The sequence below is a fragment of the Maribacter sp. HTCC2170 genome, from assembly GCF_000153165.2.
GTDB lineage: Bacteria > Bacteroidota > Bacteroidia > Flavobacteriales > Flavobacteriaceae > Maribacter_A.
In genome coordinates this window covers 596,649-613,483 of sequence record NC_014472.1, presented here as the reverse complement: position 1 = coordinate 613,483, position 16,835 = coordinate 596,649, and the positions used below count along the sequence as shown (strand labels likewise).

Genomic DNA, 16,835 nt, shown 5'->3' with positions numbered 1-16,835 from the left:
AAACTCTTTATTTTTAATTTGGAAAACTCAGTAAATAAAACCAAGCCATTAAATTTAGCGTTTTTTGCCTATTTGCTATAAATGGTGACGCTACATGTTTTTATTTATTCCGTAACAAATACATTTTTCAAGGTCAGGAAATTCTTTTAGTTTTGGATGATTGAATTCTCCAATTTTATTCATTCCGATTTTTTTCATGACGTTTTCTGATTTAGAATTCTTCACGGTACAAATAGCGATTATTTTATCTAAATTCAGTTTGTTGAATCCAAAGTCAATACATTTTTTAGCGCCTTCTGTTGCAAAACCTTTGCCCCAAGCACTTTTTTTCAGCCGCCAACCAATGTCAACTGCAGGGGTGAAATCGGTTTTGTAATCTTGAAATACCAGACCAATAAACCCGATTAATTCTCCGCTCTCTAAAATTTCTGTTGCGAAATACGTGTGGTTGTGTTTTTTGTAATGAAGTCTTAGTTTTTCGAATAATGCCTTGTTCTCCTTTTTTGCCAAGGTTTTTGGGAAATGCTCCATTACTTCAACATCAGAATTCATTATCTCCAATTCTTTCAAATCGTTTTCCTCCCAATTGCGAAATCCAAGTCTTTCAGATTTAAATAGGTATTCTTTTTCCAATTTAAGTGGGATTTATGTCAAATGTCCGGTACAAGATAATAGCCATTGCTTAAAAGTAGGGATTTCTAATTGGGAAATCCATAGTACTGGATTATAGGTATTGGGAATAAAAATTGCCGCACCTCCCAAGCGAAACGAACACATGAATACCATATATGAAATAGATACGGCATGAACTAAATTGCTTTTAGCTTATGTTGTGACATCGTTTTGTCTCGATGCCCGGTTAAAACTGAAAGTCAATAGGTACGCTAGAGGCAATTTGGTTGAGCAGGCCATTGTAACACATTTCCTTTTTGGGTAGGAGCGTGTAGCTCATAGCAACAAAAGTCAGCTTAGCTAAATGTTGCAACAGCTAAGCTTAGCAACCCCTTCTTCCAAATGAAACTACCAGCTCCTGGGCCACTTTTTCGCCTTTAGAATTTTCGGCCGGTTTCCATTTCCCTGGTGTTTTGGTGATGAGTTCGATCATTCTGTTATTTATTGAAATATAGCCCGAAGCTCCATCCAGTTTAAGTTTAGCATTTTCAATGGTCCCTTTTTTGGTCACCGTAAAAAGTAGCTCGAAAGGTGGTAGTTCGTCCATTTGATAGCCGGCCCTGGCTTCTTTACTATTTTCTTTGAGATATTCCATAAGCGCATCCGTACCACCTTCATATAGCGCATCCTTACCACCATCATATTCTGTTTGCTTTTTGAGGACAACCGTAAAGTACGGCGCCCAATCACTATTTTCCAATTGCATCGGGCCAACAAAGATTTTCTGATTAGTTTCCTCAGTTATTGGTGCAATGCTAGCAGTATCCTCACTAACCGATGTACCTGCCTGATCTGTCTCAGAATCGTACCAGTCCATAACACCAAAAGAGGTTAAACTAAAGGCTGCGAGTGTTACGTAAAAAAATAAAATTTTCTTATTCATATCTGATAGATTTAGTGATTGATTTCTATCAAATTTAACGAGGATACCCCCTTCAATAGGTATATCAAGTGTAAAATGATGTAAATTTTGTGTAAAACAACTTAAACTTTCGCAGATATAAATAGTTTTGTAGCATGTGCCCAAGACTGTTTAAAATAGCTTCGTTCACTTTTGTCTGCATATTGCTGTTCATTTCAAAGGGTAATGCACAATCTAGGCAAGACGAAAGACATATAGAAGTGTCATTGCGGATGATCGGACATCAAGTCCTTCTCAGTTCAGGTGATAGTATCTCTCGAATATTACCTATCAAAAAGGAAGATGATCGGTATAGAATTCAATTCGAATCTGAATTTGAATTCTTCCCGGATGAACTGGTCAATACAATTAATCAAGTTGTCAAAGAAACGAGTTTGTCAACCAGCTATATCGTGGAGGTGGAGAAATGTGAAACCGGTGAAGTGGTCTATGGTTATGAAATGAACGATTTGGAACAAACGGACATAATCCCCTGCAAATTAAGAGTTCAACCCAAATCCTGTTTTAGTCTTTTATTCACCTTGATGGGTACAAGTGAACCAAAAGAATCATTGCATGACGTTACTCAAGGTCTTTCTAACGGATCGCCTCCTAAAGCAGGTAAAGTAACTTATTCAATAATATCTATACTGCTTATTTTTATGCTTGGTGCCTTTGTTTTTCTGAGGTGGAGAAGGCGTAATACTATTGTTGATTCGAATTTGATCTCCTTAGGTGAATACCAGTTTGACAAAAGAAATACAGAGCTATTATTTGAAAATCAAAGAACTGAGCTTACTGGAAAAGAAGCAGATCTGCTCCTTTTGCTTTACAATGCTGTCAACACAAGTGTTGAACGAGAGGTTATTCTAAATAAAGTCTGGGGAGACGAAGGCGATTATGTTGGCAGGACCTTGGATGTTTTCATATCGAAATTGCGCAAGAAATTCGAAGCTGATCCAAAGGTGAAAATTGTAAACATTCGTGGGGTCGGGTATAAGCTTGTTATAGGTGTTTAGATTTATCTGGGTAAAATAAGGGTTGATTTCCGTTTAGTAAATCTGTAAGCAATGAATTATCCGTGTCTTAGCATACAGTTCTTTAATCCCATTGCTTAGTTAATTCTGCCATTCCTTTTTCTATTCCGGCAAGATATTTTCCATTTTTGAATTGAGGAATTATAGTTGAATCAATGACTTTTTTGCATATTTCGTCGGTCAATATTTTTTCTGTCCCCAATCCCGTCGAAATACTAATTTCCTGTAGATTTTTACTAAATAATATCAAAAGTCCATTGTTCGTTTCAGCTTTTCCAATTCCCCATTCGTTCGCTAAATCCGTCGAGTATTTTTGAATATCAATATATGGCTCAATACTGCTTACAGATACAATTGCGATTTCTCGTGTAGTTTCTTGTTCATAGCTGGAAATTATTTCAGTCAGTTTTAAGATTTGACCTTCACTAAATACTTTTTCATAATCTGAAACAGAACCAATAGGAAAAGGAAAATCCCCAATACTGTCTAAAACGAGTTCATTTAATCTATTGCCGGAATTTTCTTTTTCATATTCAGACCGGTTTTTATAGGATTCGTAAGCAGCTAGAGGTACACCAATATAATTTGGCAGAAGGTAGGAAACGAAAAAATAGATTATGCCAATCGACCCAATTATTAGTAATGCTTTTTTCTTCATTTAGGTATTGCTTACAACGTCTAAGACCAAAGTTAGCTAATTGCACAGATTTCCGTTTAGTAAATCTATCGCAATAAATTATAGATGTTGTTATTCAATTTTCACACTTGGGGCAGCTGTTACATAGTTTAGCGATTGTAAAAATTTATCTGCTTCGCCAACAGTTTTCTTGTAATGTTCTAAATTCTTGTAATTAAAGAACCCATGACCTTGACGCTTATATAACAGTAGCTCACATCTGCTCCCGACTTTTTCCATTACTTTATTATAATATTCTGCGTTTTCAACAGGAATCAGCACATCAATTGTTCCAAGGAAGAAAATTGTGGGAGGGGCTCCTTTTTTGATATTATGAAGGAGTGAAAAGCTCTTGTAGTACTCAATTAATGATCGGAATCATATTTAATATTACAAGTTTTACAAGTATAGGAATCTTGTTGTATGCGGATGCCTTCGATATTACTTTCTACAATTTTATTGATAAAGTTATTATAAGTCTCATCACGCTTATCGTTTTTACTACCTTTCATAAACTCGTAAAATTCACCTTCCCATTCCTGTTTTCCCCAGCAATTTGGGCAAACCCCTTCAGGTGCCTCACCGGTTTTTTCGTTGTTCATTTTTTTTCCAAAGTAGCTTTTAATAGATTCTAATATCGACATAGTTTTAGTTCGTTATGATAAAATTTTTGTTGACTTGATTTGAAAACTTATCTCTTATAAATATCAATTTAGGATTTATATACTTTTTACAAAACGGTTTTTCAGGATTTTTTTGATGATAATTCTGAATAGCTTCACTTGAGGCTTTAAATTCCGAAAATGGATACACTTTTGTTACCAGTTGATGGTCAAATTCATATTGAAACTTTTGCAATATGTTTTTAGCCTCTTGCGATTGTTCCTTGGAAAATGTATAAATGGCCGAACGATATTTTTCTCTCATTGAGTGCTCTGAAGTACTCTTGTGCGTGTGCAAATGAACTTCAATCAGGATTTGAAGTGTAATGACTTCATCATTGAATAAAACAATTACAGCTTCAGAAAACGAGCCATGTTCACCATATGATGCTACATAACCTTGTTCTACATTTACAACACCTATTAAAGATTGAAAAACAGCTTCGGTACACCAATGACAACCTCCACCAAATGCTATTTTTGTTAATTCTCTCATTCTTATTCTAGTAATTCTTCTTTTACTGCTTGCAATTCTAAATTGGTGCATGTTCTTCCTACATATCGTGAGTGAACACCAATTCGTAATTAGTTTTAATAGTTTAATTCCAAATTAATTGTTTTCGCTCTTGCCAATACTTTGTTGTATCAATTTTGAAATTCTTAAGCATAGCTATATCATCTTCAGATAAAACAGCAGTATTCGCTTTTAGGTTCGATTCTAAATGCACAATATTTGACGCACCACTTAAAACCATATTTTTGGCTATTGTTTGTTCGCAAAACTTAAGAGCTATAACATCAACACCAACATTGTGGTTTTTTGCTAATTCTTCTAAAACATTATATAGCTTTAGATAGTGATCATAACTGGTATTTCTAAAAAGTCTTCCATTGGCTAAAGCCTCTTTAATGATTATCCTTTTATTTTGCCCAATCAGTTCTTTTGAAATTGCATTTAAACTTTGATCAAGTATATTATAAGTTACCTGAAAAGCATCAAATAATTGTTCTTGATTTACTGAAACATCCAGCGCTTTTTTAATCACTTCTGTCTGGTTTTCTCCAGTGACAGTAATACCAATTTCTATTTGATGTTCATTTTTTAAAAATGCCATTCGCTCTAAAATGGCCCTATTTTCAAGAACACCGGTTTCTAATGTTGCAGAATGTATTTGATACACTTTTAGGTTGGGTAAAAATGCTCTTGAAATTTGCCATTGCTCATTTAGCTTTTCTAAGCTATGCTCTTTTATTTCGTGAACTTTAGCATTTGAATTAAAATTTGCAACATAGGTATATCCCCATTTTGTTGCTATTTGAATACTCGAATCGTTTTTAGTATTTAACCATTCCAATAGTAGATTTTCTGCCAAACCATAACCTGGAGCTGTATCAAAATATCTAACACCTAATTCATAAGCTCTTTCTAAAACAGAGAAACTTTGCGCTCTAAAAGACTTTAGATTCATTTCAGAAGGCTCTAGGCGTACGTTTATATATTGTGGTCTACCTAAAGCAGCAGTTCCTAATCCTATGGCCATATTATTCTTTTATGAATGGAATAGCGCCTTGTGCTAGCTTCAGTCGTGTCCATAAATTCATATTAATAATTATAGCTGCTATTTCTGCAATTTCTTTTTCATTAAAATGGTCTGTTAATGCATCGTGATATTTCTGAAAGTCTTTTAATTTACCATCTGTTAACACATCGCAATATGCTAGTGTCACTTTTTCAACTTCGTTAAATAATTCACTATTATACCAAGATGAAATATTATCGGTTTTTGCTTCAGAAATTCCGGCGTCCCGTGAAGCCTTTGCATGCAAAATGACACAATATGCACAGTCGTTTTTTTGGGCTACGCGTAAACGTAATAGTTGCGCCAATTGTTTGTCTATTGCTAAGTCTGCTGTATAACCAACTGCTTTAGCCATATTTTTAGCTAAATCATGAAAAGGTGTTATGTCTGGATTGAATCGTATATTTTTAAATTTTACTTCGCTCATATTAAATCTATGTTTTTTAAAAAATGGATTACTTTTTCTTTTGGCATTTCGCAAGGTTTTAATAATTCATTGTTAGACGTTAAATAATAGTTTAAGCTTACAAAGTCGTTACCCTGTAGTTCGCTTCCATAGATTTTAAATGATTTGCCATTATTAAAAACTTCTTTAGTAATTCCATATTTCTTGTTGTTATAAATAGCTTCTGAATAGCCTATAGGTAATTTTTGAATTTGTTTTAAAATCATTTGCTTCATTTTTTCAATAACTAAAAAAGTGAAATGTAAATTTTTAGCATGCCACCTCCGCTAGCAGTGGGCGAGTAGAGGCGTGCATGGTAGAACTTTTGCGTCTAAGACCATAATTTGCTAATTGTACAGATTTCCGTTTAGGAAATCTGCCCGCAATGGATAATAGGTATTGTTAGCACCTTTTATTTCTTTTCGAATTTTAAATTGGTTACTCTTCCCGCATCAAATTCAAAACTTGTTATTATTCCATTCCGCCTGTTGAATCGAATTGAGAATCGACCTCCACTAAAACTATCTTTGTCATAAACGGACAATTCTTGAGGAGCATAATTTGCAATTTGAATATTTAGTTTTTCTTCTTCAAGAGATAAAATATAATTCACATCTAATTCTTCGCTATAATATCTCCCGATATAATCTTCGAAGTTTAAATTTGAAAAATCTATCTTTTCTTTTCTATCAGAACTGCTTTCATCTACTTTTTGAATTTTCTTCTCTGCGGTTTTTTCTTCTACAAATTTATTTTTTAGTAGAATATCTGTTATTTGAAAAGATTTACGAGTTGGATTTGCATCTCCTCTGTTGGCCAGAATGATTACAGAAAAATTCTCATCCGGGAATCGCATTAATTGTGCTCGATATCCTGCAAGTGAACCTCCATGACTAACCGTTTTTAATCCTTTATAATTTCCGTTATTTAAGGCAAAAGCATAGCCACTACTTTCTCCATTATTTAAAAAACCTTCCTCGTGCATTTTATTAATAATGCTTTGCCCTCCTTTTCCAAGCTTATTGTTATAAAAATTCTGATCCCATAAAAACAAGTCTTCTATACTTGAATAAACTCCACCAGAACCAACTAGGTCAAATCTCATAATCAAATTATTAAATCCATCTTCATTACTTTTCTTCTCATAACTAAAAACTCGATTTTTAATTATGTCTGTATTGTCATCATAAAAAAGAGAATTTTTCATTCCTAAAGGCTGGAAAATATTTTTATGTGCAAAATCTTTTAAGGATTGACCTGCGGCTTTTTCAACTATCATTGCGAGCATGAAATAACAAGAATTGCTATATAAATATTTCTCGCCAGGTGTAAAATTCAGCTCTTTCTGTTTTTTTATAAGTTCATAGACTTCATCTTCATCGGTATTGTCGAGATAGTTTCTTCCCTTTAAATACATCAAGGTTAAATAGTCTCTAACACCACTAGTATGATGAATAAAATTTCTAATAGTTAGGGTAGAATCATATTCGGGGAAATCAGGTAAATACTTTTGAATTTTATCATCAAGGTTTAACTTCCCTTGCTCCTCAAGAAGTAAAATACTAAATGTTACAAACTGTTTAGAGACAGAGCCAATATAAAAAACAGATGCCGGTGTTATTTGTATATCGTGTTCCAAGTCAGCAATTCCATATCCTTTAGTGTAGATTAGTTTTCCATCCTGAACAATTCCTATTGCGCAACCAGGTACATTGGGCTTATTCCAATCTAAAAAGAGGTAGTCTATTGCCTGACTCTGTTTTAATTGACCAAATGAACATATTGTAAAAAGTAGAAATAAAAATAATAGAGATTGCTTTTTCATTGTTCTGTATTTTTTAATTGGTGCGCGTCTCGGCTATGATTAGTGCGACATCATAAATATACACAGACCTTGGGGTAAAGACCGAAGTCCGTATTAATTATAGGCATTGTTATGCACAGGCTTTTACGCAATCTTTGGCCGTTTTCTACTTCATCCAAACAGGTGTTGTGTCCGATTCGTGATTTCCGCCAATTATGTCTTTGTACAATTCCGGTCTTCTAGCGTTTTTATATCTCCAACCACCGGACAGTTTGATTTTTTCTTTTGTGATTTTTGAAATCGTAATATCGTCGTCAAATGACTTTACTTCAGATAAAATTTCTCCAAATGGGTCGATTATCATCGAATTGCCATTTTTCAGATGTTCTCCGTCATAACCAATTGGGTTTGTAAATGCGTAGTAAACTCCATTGTCATAAGCCCTTGCAGGCAGCCAACGCATTAACCAACGCCTACCTTTCGGGCCGTCAAATTCCATTCGCAACGAAACAGGGTCATTTAAGCGGTTTTGCCAATACTTGTCTGCTACATAATCTCGATGTGGCATTGCCGATGGTGTACAACCTGTAACGTGGGGCGCGAAAATTAATTCCGCTCCCAAAAGGCTTGTCGCTCTTACATTTTCTATTACATTGTTGTCATAACAAATTAAAATTCCGCATTTCCAGCCAAGCAGGTCGAATACGCAATACTCATTTCCAGCCGACATATGTTTACTGATAAAGGGATGGATTTTTCGGTACTTTGCGACCACTCCATCTCCCGTAACGCAGATATACGTATTGTATATTTTCCCATCATATTTTTCGACTAGACCTGCCAAAATCGGTATGCCCAATTCTTTGGAAATTGCAATTAATTCCTGCGTACTTTTCCCATTTGGCACTTCCTCCGCCAATTCCGTTATCTGTTCTAGAGTCAAGTCCTTGGTAAAAGTATAGGCGGTAATAGACATTTCGTGAAAACTGATTAAGTCCGCTGCATTGGATTTTGCTTTTTCCGCAAGTTTGCGTATTATCGATAGGTTGTATATTTTATCTCCGTCTTTTGGTTGAAATTGGGCAACTGAAATGTTCATATTTTGATTGAAGTTGAATTTTTTCGATGCTTGTGCATAACCGTTCGGTTATGATAAATAGCGGAAAATGTCCACCGGACTTTTCTGTCGTATCATAAAGTTAGTGAATAAGAGAAGATTTCCGTTTAGGAAATCCGCCCACAATGGATTATAGATATTCTTACTCGATTTTTACAATTGGTTTAACCGATAAATAGTTTAATGATTGTAAAAATTTATCTGCTTCGCCAACAGTTTTCTTATAATGTTCTATATCCCTGTAATTAAAGAACCCATGTCCTTGACCCTCATATAAAAGTAGTTCACATCTGCTCCCAACTTTCTCCATTACTTCATTATAATATGCTGCAGTTTCAACAGGGATCAGTGCATCATTTGTTCCTAGGAAGAAAATGGTGGGAGGAGCTCCTTTTTTGATATTATGAAGTGGCGAAAAGTTCTTGTAGGCGTTCCCGATTCTTTCATAACCATAACCACCAGGTCCGTTATCTATAACTGGGTTAAAAAGCACCATTGCATTTGGTATGCAGCTTATGCTTAAATCATCGGTGTCTTCATTATAACCCTCAATCAATGCGGTCGCAGCAGCCAGATGCCCTCCGGCAGAGCCGCCAGAAGCTATAATTTTTGTTGGGTCAATACTAAATTTTGACGCATTCTTTCTAATGAACCTAATAGCGGATTTGGCATCTTTAAGTGATTCAAAGGGTGTGGTCTTATGCTTCGTTGCCGTACGGTAATCAACGAGAAAACAAATAATCCCACGTTTGGAAAAATACTTTGCATGGTTCAAAAAATGAGATCTATCACCACCTTTCCAGCCGCCTCCAAAAAAGAAAACCATTGCAGAATATTCTTTGGATGTCTCAATCTGTTCGGGCGAATAGACTTCCAAGAATAGTTTGGTGGAATCGACTTGTTTGTATAGGAGTTCTCTTTGTGCAGTACAAACGATACTACTCAAAATAAAGCATACTAAGATGATTTGTCGTATGGAATGCATTGTTGATTTCTTAATTGTCTCTAGCGTTTCGCTTAGATTCAACCCACTGGTTAAAAATAAGGATTTATAATTAGGAATTCCCTGCTTGCCTCTGGCAGCCGCCGCAATGGATTTATAGGTATTGTTGTGTGTAATTATTTATTAAACCCTACAGGACTATTCCCTTTTCCATTATTTATTAATTGTTTTTTCAAATTTTCGAATTCATCAAGGGTAATTATTTCTCGGTCTTTTAGCCAGGATAAATTCATTAATTGAGGTTCAGTTGGTAAATCAAAATCTAGAGTTCCATATTTTGATTTAAGGTATGTAGTTATTCTGATTGTTAACTCGCTTAAAAACTCATCAAACTGTTTTTGATTTGGTTTCGCTTTCAAAATTTCAATATACCCGTTGTTCATGGTTGGAATTAATACAAGGTTTTTGGATTTAACATAGGTAATCATTGCACTAAACAACGTAACCATAAAAAGGAAAAGCCCAACACCAAACCATCCATCATCCTTATAGTTATCTGGGTTAAAAAGATTTATCGTGAAAAACCCACCAAATATTATTGTGATTATCAACATTATATTGTCAGTTTGTTTTTGATAAACTAGCTTAGAGGTGTCGATTTCTTCATAAGAAATATTCAGTTCTTCTGAGCTTGTTAAGTCGGATGACTTAATATTTAATTCTCCTTTATTCATTGTGAATTCTCTACGTAGGAAGAGTTTTCTTTGAAATAGAGTCATATTCTTTTTTTTAATTACACACAACGGTCTCGGCTATGAGTAGTTGCGTGGTTTAGCGGTTAACTTTGCAAGTACACACCGAACTGAAAAGCCGCGAGAGCAAGCAATTACTTATAGCCATTGTTGTAGATATTTTTTATTTTTTTAAATCTTTATACATAATATATGTGTCTACCAAACCTAGTTTAGAGTGTCTAAATCCTTTAGGCGTGGTTCCAATTATTTCAAATCCATATTTTTTCCATAATTCAACTGCTCCTTTATTCGTACTTACTACAATATTGAATTGAATTCCCTCAAATCTATTTTCCCTTGCTATTTTAATAGATTGTTCACAAAGTTTTTTTCCAATTCCTTTTCCGTGAGAATTTGGATTCACCATATAACTGCAATTTGCAATATGATTTCCTAAATCAATTTGGTTAGGTTTGATAATATATGTTCCGAGTATTTGTCCATTTTCTTCAATTACATAGGTTTCCATATAATCCGCAAACCAATGTTTTTTTAAGTCCGCTTTTGGTGTATTCGGTTTGAATACATAGGTGTCTCCAGTTTCAATCACTTTTGAGAATATTTCCCAAACTTTATCAATATCAGTTTCTGTTGCTTTTCTAATGTTCAATTTGCTCGTTTCTTAAATTACCTCCAACAATTGTATAAACGTAGCATGGTACGTTTATTTCTATTTTACGAATACTATAAATTTCCTATAAATACTATTAGAAAACAAGTAGAAAATGATAAACTAAAAAATTAACCGTTTATTGGTGATGGGTTTAAATAAGGAAGGTTTTGGAATGTTTTTAATTGCTTTAATTAAGAACAATCTCATCAACAAACAACCAACTTTTTCCGCCAGGGTTGGGGTGCCAAGAAGGGTTCTTTAATTGACTTTTTACCTCTACGCGTACATATTTGGCTTGGGTAGGGGGTATGTGCACATCAAAAAAACGAAAACGGGTCAAGGTATTTATTTTTTCGGTCCCCACTTTGTGTCTTTTTACCAATTTAAAATCAGTACCATTAGTAGAGGTCCATACATTAAAACCGGTAGGATAGAAAATCCATTTTTCAGGTGAAGAGAGTGTCCCAACTGAGACTGTGGAGATGGTTTCTTTTTTGCCAAGCTCTACGGTAGCGGTAATATGGCGCCCTTCAAACCCCAACCAATTACCATCTACAAAATTGGTGCTACCACGTTTTAAATCATTCAAAGTAGCTGCCCCGTGGCCTTTATAGCGCTCATTTGGTGATTTGTTTAGTGCTATTCCTGCATAGTCATATTTAAACCGTTTAAAATCGCTTTCGCTAAGCTTGCTGGGTTTGTAGTCTTCAGCAACGGTAACCGCTTTCAGTAAAGTAGATTCGGTTATTAAAATGGGTTGGGTGTATTTGGTTGCCTTAGCATCTGGTTCAGAACCGTCTAGGGTAAAATGAATATCAACATCATCAAAAGCATAATCCAACTCAATCTGCAGACTATCTTTAAAAAAGTCTTTATCGGCAATAATGATTGGTGGCTCTAGCCTTGTTGGTTTAAAGAGTTCACTGTCTACCTGTCCCTCCACTACTGTCTTAGGGTGCGCACTGGTATATTTTGCAATGGCCTTCGAGGTCACATTGGTGCCAAATAAATAGAGGTTGGTTAAATTGGGCAATGCATTCAACTTTGTTAGACTTTCGTCATTTACCGCATTGCCATATAGGTTTAGTGATTCCAAATAGTCCAACTCAGCAATTTTATCTACCGTCAGGTCAGTGATACCTGTACGCTGTAACTGCAATTTTGTTAGGTGCTTAAAGCTGGGTAAGACCGCTGCCAAAGTATCATTGAAATTGGTGTTTCCAAGATTTAGTTCTACAATGTTCTTGGCATATTTTTTTAATATTTTAAAATCCTGTTTGGTCAAATCTTTACGACCATACAAACTCACTTCTACCAGCGGGTTGTCTTCAGCCAAAGTAGATGCCGAGATATTTGAATTGTTCAATGCCAATAACCAATCGTAGGAAACGGGTTCAACCTCCTTGGCAATCAAGGCACGTGGTGAATTATCAACTTCGAGGCTTTTCAATATTTTTTGGAGTTCTTCGGACTTATCCATGGGCCCCGCAACACAATCAAAACAGTTATTGTTGGTCATCCACCATTCAATGAGTTGTAATTCTTCTGCCGTGGGTTGTATTTTTCCTTTAGGCGGCATATGGTCCTCATGCTCCAAGGGTAAACGTAAATGCATTAGCATTAAAGAAGGTTCGGTTTTGGAGACTGAGTCGAGAATACTTCCAGAATCCCCACCTGCCAATAGATTGGTTTGGTTGTTCATCAATAAACCACCTTTTACCTTTGAGGGGTTATGACAACTCACACATTTTGCATTGAATATTGGTTGAACAATATCAGTATAGACCAAGGCCTCATCCACATTTTCAATAATCACTTTTTCTTCCTTGTTATCCGCAAAAAGGTAATCTTCACCATGGGTCATACTACCACCATAATGCCCTGTAATACTTAAAAGTATCAAGGTGATAATGAAAACGGGGAAATAGGTTTTACCCGCTAAATGGTTTGTGCTTTTTTTCAAGACATACAACAGCCCAGTAAAAACAGTAAAAGCGACCGCTAGCCATCGGTGGCGAAAAAGCAAGGTTTCATCATAACTGCCATCTTCTCCCAATAACCAGCCAGAACCCAATGATACCAACGAAGAAATAAACCCAATGAGTAAAACAACAAGCACTATGTCTTTGGCAGTCTCAGACGGTTTCTTTTTATACAGTAGCTCTAAAATGAAGCCGATGGCGAGAATCCCGATGGGTAAATGTACCAGCAAAGGGTGTAAATGTCCTATTTGAATGGTTTGTGCGATCATTTATTCAAGAATGATTTCGTCTATAAAAAGCCAAGGTAACGTACCTTTTCCTTGGTGCCATTGTGGTATTTCTTCGAGTGACTTAATAACAATGGTCAGTTTTTGATAATTAGCTGGGGTTATGGGTACAGGAATCATTTGTAATTGGTTGGCCTGTGTTTTGTTGGCATCATCCAACTGTGTAGCGCCGATTTCTTTATCGTTGGCAAAAACGCTCACTTTTTGCGGGGAGAAAATCCACCCATCTTGATTCACTAAAGTGCTCAGTCCTATTTTTGACAGTTGTATCTCTTTTTGAAGGTCTATAGATACTTTTACCTCCTTTTCTTGAAAGCCCAGCCATTGGTCACTTCCCCTAAATTGCATGGTGCCTTTTTGCATATCTACCAAACCGGAAGCACCATTGCCTTTATAATTGGTATTCGCTTCTGTCGAAAGACCTACAAGGGCATTTGAAACATTATATTTTATTTGGGTAGAATGTACTTCGCTTGTGCCACTTTCCAGATAATCTTTATGAAATGCCTTGGCCTTTATGACCATTGATTCCCCAATTTGAAAAGGGGCCGTGTAGAGTGTACTATTCTTATCAACAGCATTGCCATCGGTGGAATATCTGATTTCGACATTTGGTAATCCCAAAGCCATTTGCACTTGGGCCGATTTTTTAAAGATGGATGAATCCAATTCGATAGTGGGAGCAGCTAGTTGGAATGTGCCACTTTGCGACAGGGGTTTTGGTTCAGGCGCACACGACTGAATCAATACCAATAAGATTATGAGGGAAGTCCATTTCATAATTACACCCTGAACAATTTTATAGGATATGTTTTCCCAGAATTCCATTGTGCGACATATAGGTTTTCATCATCATCAACACACACATCATGCGGATGGTGAAAAATCTTGGCTGTTTGGTGCATATGTTCCAAGGTGCCGTCAACATAATTTGGTGTACTTCCACCAGGTGCAGAAATTAATTTGTTATCCTTGTCCAGCACAGAAACGAAACCAGTATTTTCACTACCATCGCCAGACCAAATCGTGGCCAAATACACATTGGTACCATGTATTACAGGCCTACAGATATAAGCGCCCGGTAAATCTGAGCTTTCAATGAACTTACCATCCATGGTAAATCTTTTGAGTTTGTTCTGCTGTCTAGCCGTAATCAACAGGGTTGGGTCGGATGGGTTTCGGGTATCAATACAGATACCGTGTGCATTGTTGAATTTTTCATCTTCCTCACCTTTACCACCAAAGGTGTTCAATAATTCCCCTTTGGCGTTATAATGCATGATGAATTGCTCACCGTAACCATCGGCTATATATACATCGCCATTTGCTGCAATCGCAGTCTCGGTTGGCACGTACAGTTCTTTTTTATCATACTTACCCGATTCTTTTGGATAGGTAAATACCTGTATTACCTTGCCATCAATGGTCGTTTTAATGACCTCATGTCTGGCATTGTCCGAAATGTAAAGTACATCTTCGCCATTTTCAACATTTAATGTGAGTCCATGGGCACCGGGATAATCGGTTCCCCAGACTTCAATCAATTTTCCCGATTTGTCATATACAATGACATTGTTTTTGGTGTGATTGGTCAAAAGAATGATGCGTCCTTTGGAATCCTGAACCATTTCATGGCAGTCATTCACTGGGTAGAAATTTGAATTCAACGCTCCCCAATTCATATCTATTTTATATTGATGTGAATTATGACCAATGATTACATCTTTAAAAGGTGCCATGGCATTTAAAATGGGCATTCCGGCAAGGAGCCCTCCGGAGGCTAAGGAAGTATTTTGGATAAAGTTTCTTCGATTCATTGGTCTTGTTTTAAGTAAGGATGTCTTTTATCACATGCCCTTCAACATCTGTCAATCTAAAGCGTCTTCCTTGATATTTATACGTTAGTTTTTCATGGTTTATACCAAGCTGATGCAAAAGCGTAGCCTGAAAATCATGTACATGAACTGGGTTTCTCGTAATATTATAACCAAAATCATCAGTTTCGCCATAAACAATGCCCGGTTTTATTCCGCCGCCGGCCATCCACATACTAAAGCATCTTGGATGGTGGTCGCGACCATAATTGGTATCGGTCAAAACACCTTGTGAATAATTGGTACGACCAAATTCGCCGCCCCAGATAACCAAAGTATCTTCGAGCATTCCACGTTGTTTTAAATCGGCGATCAATGCAGCTGAGGCTTGATCAGTATCTTTTGCCTGCCGCTCAATGGCACCGGGAAGGTTGTCATGTTGGTCCCAGCCCATATGGTACAACTGAATAAAACGAACGTCCTGTTCTGCCAATCTTCTAGCCAATAAACAGTTTGCTGCATAAGTACCGGGAATTTTGGCATCGGCACCGTACATTTTGTAAATATAATCTGGCTCTTTATCTGTATTTATTACATCAGGGACCGAAGTCTGCATACGATACGCCATTTCATATTGCGCGATTCTGCTCTGTATTTCGGGGTCACCACTTTCTTGAAAATGTTTGTCGTTCAACTCGGCGATTTGATCCAGCATATCGCGTTTGCTTTTCTTTGAAATACCATCTGGGTCATTCAGATAAAGTACAGGGTCTTTTGCAGCCCTGAATTGAACGCCTTGGTGCAATGAATGTAAAAAACCATTGCCCCAAAGTCGGGTATATAAAGGTTGACCGTTTGGCCTACCCGTACCCCGTGATAACAATACCGTAAATGCCGGAAGGTTTTCGTTTTCGCTGCCTAAACCATAGCTCAACCAAGAGCCAATACTGGGTCTTCCCGGTTGCTGAGAACCTGTTTGGAAGAAAGTCACAGCCGGATCATGGTTAATGGCCTCAGTGTACATTGAGTTGATGACGCAAATATCATCGGCCATTTTAGCCGTGTAGGGCAATATGTCGCTGATCCATGTGCCATTCTTGCCATGCTGTTGAAAACCAAATTGTGATCCCACCAGTGGGAATTTATCTTGACCGGAGGTCATGCCTGTTAATCGTTGCCCATTTCTTATGGATTCTGGCAGATCTTCACCACGTCTTTTGTTCAATAGTGGTTTGTAATCAAACAATTCCAATTGGGATGGGCCTCCACTTTGAAATAGATAGATTACCCTTTTTATTTTAGCTGGGTGATGTAGGGAGTTCAATATACCGTTAACTCCTGCAGGTCCACCATCAGCTGTTAAGATGCCATTTTCACTTTTTCTGAAAAAGTTGGTTCCCAAGAGAGAAGCTAAAGCAACACCACCAACACCCAGGGCGGTTTTACCTAAAAATGATCTACGGTTTAGAATCAAAGACCGTTCTTCAAGAATTTTCTTCTCACTCATA

Annotated in this window: 19 protein-coding genes; 1 reads left to right on the top strand and 18 read right to left on the bottom strand. The window is 36.5% G+C overall.

Going from position 1 to position 16,835, the window contains the following annotated elements:
• Positions 1-90: 90 nt before the first annotated feature.
• Both FB2170_RS02870 and FB2170_RS02865 read right to left on the bottom strand, forming a co-directional pair.
• Positions 91-633 carry a GNAT family N-acetyltransferase gene (locus FB2170_RS02870; protein WP_013305002.1) on the bottom strand — a complete coding sequence of 181 codons (543 nt, stop codon included), beginning with the start codon at positions 631-633 and terminating at the stop codon, positions 91-93.
• A 361-nt stretch (positions 634-994) separates the two neighbouring features.
• Positions 995-1,555, bottom strand: coding sequence for a hypothetical protein (locus FB2170_RS02865; RefSeq protein WP_013305001.1), 561 nt, complete (start codon positions 1,553-1,555; stop codon positions 995-997).
• Between the two features lie 134 nt (positions 1,556-1,689).
• Between FB2170_RS02865 and FB2170_RS02860 the strand changes: the two genes are divergently transcribed.
• Positions 1,690-2,592 (top strand): winged helix-turn-helix domain-containing protein, encoded by a 903-nt coding sequence (locus tag FB2170_RS02860; protein WP_049782632.1) that lies wholly within the window; start codon positions 1,690-1,692, stop codon positions 2,590-2,592.
• Positions 2,593-2,674: 82 nt separating this feature from the next.
• On the opposite strand, the gene FB2170_RS02855 is transcribed toward FB2170_RS02860, so the two are convergent.
• The 16 genes from FB2170_RS02855 to FB2170_RS02780 all read right to left on the bottom strand — a co-directional run bounded on the left by FB2170_RS02855 (position 2,675) and on the right by FB2170_RS02780 (position 16,834).
• Complete coding sequence (locus FB2170_RS02855) at positions 2,675-3,268, bottom strand: TPM domain-containing protein (protein ID WP_013304999.1); 594 nt, start codon at positions 3,266-3,268, stop codon at positions 2,675-2,677.
• Between the two features lie 90 nt (positions 3,269-3,358).
• Positions 3,359-3,616 (bottom strand): alpha/beta hydrolase, encoded by a 258-nt coding sequence (locus FB2170_RS02850; protein ID WP_262492785.1) that lies wholly within the window; start codon positions 3,614-3,616, stop codon positions 3,359-3,361.
• 35 nt (positions 3,617-3,651) lie between these two features.
• A complete protein-coding gene (locus FB2170_RS02845) occupies positions 3,652-3,930 on the bottom strand; it encodes a hypothetical protein (RefSeq protein WP_013304997.1) in 279 nt (92 codons plus the stop codon).
• A gap of 4 nt (positions 3,931-3,934) precedes the next feature.
• Positions 3,935-4,444 carry a peptide-methionine (S)-S-oxide reductase gene (locus tag FB2170_RS02840; RefSeq protein ID WP_041632647.1) on the bottom strand — a complete coding sequence of 170 codons (510 nt, stop codon included), beginning with the start codon at positions 4,442-4,444 and terminating at the stop codon, positions 3,935-3,937.
• 103 nt (positions 4,445-4,547) lie between these two features.
• The gene (locus FB2170_RS02835) at positions 4,548-5,489 is read right to left on the bottom strand and encodes an aldo/keto reductase (RefSeq protein WP_013304995.1); all 942 of its coding nucleotides are present in this window, start codon (positions 5,487-5,489) and stop codon (positions 4,548-4,550) included.
• Position 5,490: 1 nt separating this feature from the next.
• Positions 5,491-5,955 carry a carboxymuconolactone decarboxylase family protein gene (locus FB2170_RS02830; RefSeq protein WP_013304994.1) on the bottom strand — a complete coding sequence of 155 codons (465 nt, stop codon included), beginning with the start codon at positions 5,953-5,955 and terminating at the stop codon, positions 5,491-5,493.
• Positions 5,952-6,209 (bottom strand): hypothetical protein, encoded by a 258-nt coding sequence (locus tag FB2170_RS02825; protein WP_013304993.1) that lies wholly within the window; start codon positions 6,207-6,209, stop codon positions 5,952-5,954. The genes FB2170_RS02830 and FB2170_RS02825 overlap by 4 nt, the downstream gene beginning before the upstream one ends.
• Positions 6,210-6,385: 176 nt before the next feature.
• Positions 6,386-7,798: a serine hydrolase domain-containing protein gene (locus tag FB2170_RS02820; protein WP_013304992.1), complete on the bottom strand. Its 1,413-nt coding sequence runs from the start codon at positions 7,796-7,798 to the stop codon at positions 6,386-6,388.
• A gap of 145 nt (positions 7,799-7,943) precedes the next feature.
• On the bottom strand, positions 7,944-8,876 hold the full coding sequence (locus tag FB2170_RS02815; RefSeq protein WP_013304991.1) for a nitrilase family protein: 933 nt from the start codon (positions 8,874-8,876) through the stop codon (positions 7,944-7,946).
• Between the two features lie 160 nt (positions 8,877-9,036).
• Complete coding sequence (locus FB2170_RS02810; RefSeq protein WP_083802947.1) at positions 9,037-9,879, bottom strand: alpha/beta hydrolase; 843 nt, start codon at positions 9,877-9,879, stop codon at positions 9,037-9,039.
• Positions 9,880-10,013: 134 nt separating this feature from the next.
• Complete coding sequence (locus FB2170_RS02805; RefSeq protein WP_148232047.1) at positions 10,014-10,616, bottom strand: hypothetical protein; 603 nt, start codon at positions 10,614-10,616, stop codon at positions 10,014-10,016.
• Between the two features lie 136 nt (positions 10,617-10,752).
• Complete coding sequence (locus tag FB2170_RS02800; protein ID WP_013304988.1) at positions 10,753-11,241, bottom strand: GNAT family N-acetyltransferase; 489 nt, start codon at positions 11,239-11,241, stop codon at positions 10,753-10,755.
• Between the two features lie 190 nt (positions 11,242-11,431).
• The gene (locus tag FB2170_RS02795) at positions 11,432-13,495 is read right to left on the bottom strand and encodes an FN3 associated domain-containing protein (RefSeq protein ID WP_013304987.1); all 2,064 of its coding nucleotides are present in this window, start codon (positions 13,493-13,495) and stop codon (positions 11,432-11,434) included.
• Complete coding sequence (locus FB2170_RS02790; protein ID WP_083802974.1) at positions 13,496-14,341, bottom strand: chitobiase/beta-hexosaminidase C-terminal domain-containing protein; 846 nt, start codon at positions 14,339-14,341, stop codon at positions 13,496-13,498. It abuts the gene before it with no gap.
• Positions 14,296-15,330, bottom strand: a complete 1,035-nt coding sequence (locus FB2170_RS02785; protein WP_013304985.1) for a peptidylglycine monooxygenase — start codon at positions 15,328-15,330, stop codon at positions 14,296-14,298. The genes FB2170_RS02790 and FB2170_RS02785 overlap by 46 nt, the downstream gene beginning before the upstream one ends.
• A 10-nt stretch (positions 15,331-15,340) precedes the next feature.
• Positions 15,341-16,834: a DUF1501 domain-containing protein gene (locus tag FB2170_RS02780; RefSeq protein WP_013304984.1), complete on the bottom strand. Its 1,494-nt coding sequence runs from the start codon at positions 16,832-16,834 to the stop codon at positions 15,341-15,343.
• Position 16,835 lies beyond the last annotated feature (1 nt).

Excerpts from the sequence above, each read along its gene's own strand:
- FB2170_RS02815 (WP_013304991.1), bottom strand. The coding sequence starts at position 8,876 with ATGAACATTTCAGTTGCCCAATTTCAACCAAAAGACGGAGATAAAATA.
- FB2170_RS02865 (WP_013305001.1), bottom strand. The coding sequence starts at position 1,555 with ATGAATAAGAAAATTTTATTTTTTTACGTAACACTCGCAGCCTTTAGT.
- FB2170_RS02795 (WP_013304987.1), bottom strand. The coding sequence starts at position 13,495 with ATGATCGCACAAACCATTCAAATAGGACATTTACACCCTTTGCTGGTA.
- FB2170_RS02855 (WP_013304999.1), bottom strand. The coding sequence starts at position 3,268 with ATGAAGAAAAAAGCATTACTAATAATTGGGTCGATTGGCATAATCTAT.
- FB2170_RS02790 (WP_083802974.1), bottom strand. The coding sequence starts at position 14,341 with ATGGAATTCTGGGAAAACATATCCTATAAAATTGTTCAGGGTGTAATT.
- FB2170_RS02840 (WP_041632647.1), bottom strand. The coding sequence starts at position 4,444 with ATGAGAGAATTAACAAAAATAGCATTTGGTGGAGGTTGTCATTGGTGT.
- FB2170_RS02785 (WP_013304985.1), bottom strand. The coding sequence starts at position 15,330 with ATGAATCGAAGAAACTTTATCCAAAATACTTCCTTAGCCTCCGGAGGG.
- FB2170_RS02835 (WP_013304995.1), bottom strand. The coding sequence starts at position 5,489 with ATGGCCATAGGATTAGGAACTGCTGCTTTAGGTAGACCACAATATATA.
- FB2170_RS02820 (WP_013304992.1), bottom strand. The coding sequence starts at position 7,798 with ATGAAAAAGCAATCTCTATTATTTTTATTTCTACTTTTTACAATATGT.
- FB2170_RS02830 (WP_013304994.1), bottom strand. The coding sequence starts at position 5,955 with ATGAGCGAAGTAAAATTTAAAAATATACGATTCAATCCAGACATAACA.
- FB2170_RS02780 (WP_013304984.1), bottom strand. The coding sequence starts at position 16,834 with ATGAGTGAGAAGAAAATTCTTGAAGAACGGTCTTTGATTCTAAACCGT.
- FB2170_RS02860 (WP_049782632.1), top strand. The coding sequence starts at position 1,690 with ATGTGCCCAAGACTGTTTAAAATAGCTTCGTTCACTTTTGTCTGCATA.
- FB2170_RS02845 (WP_013304997.1), bottom strand. The coding sequence starts at position 3,930 with ATGTCGATATTAGAATCTATTAAAAGCTACTTTGGAAAAAAAATGAAC.
- FB2170_RS02825 (WP_013304993.1), bottom strand. The coding sequence starts at position 6,209 with ATGAAGCAAATGATTTTAAAACAAATTCAAAAATTACCTATAGGCTAT.
- FB2170_RS02810 (WP_083802947.1), bottom strand. The coding sequence starts at position 9,879 with ATGCATTCCATACGACAAATCATCTTAGTATGCTTTATTTTGAGTAGT.
- FB2170_RS02805 (WP_148232047.1), bottom strand. The coding sequence starts at position 10,616 with ATGACTCTATTTCAAAGAAAACTCTTCCTACGTAGAGAATTCACAATG.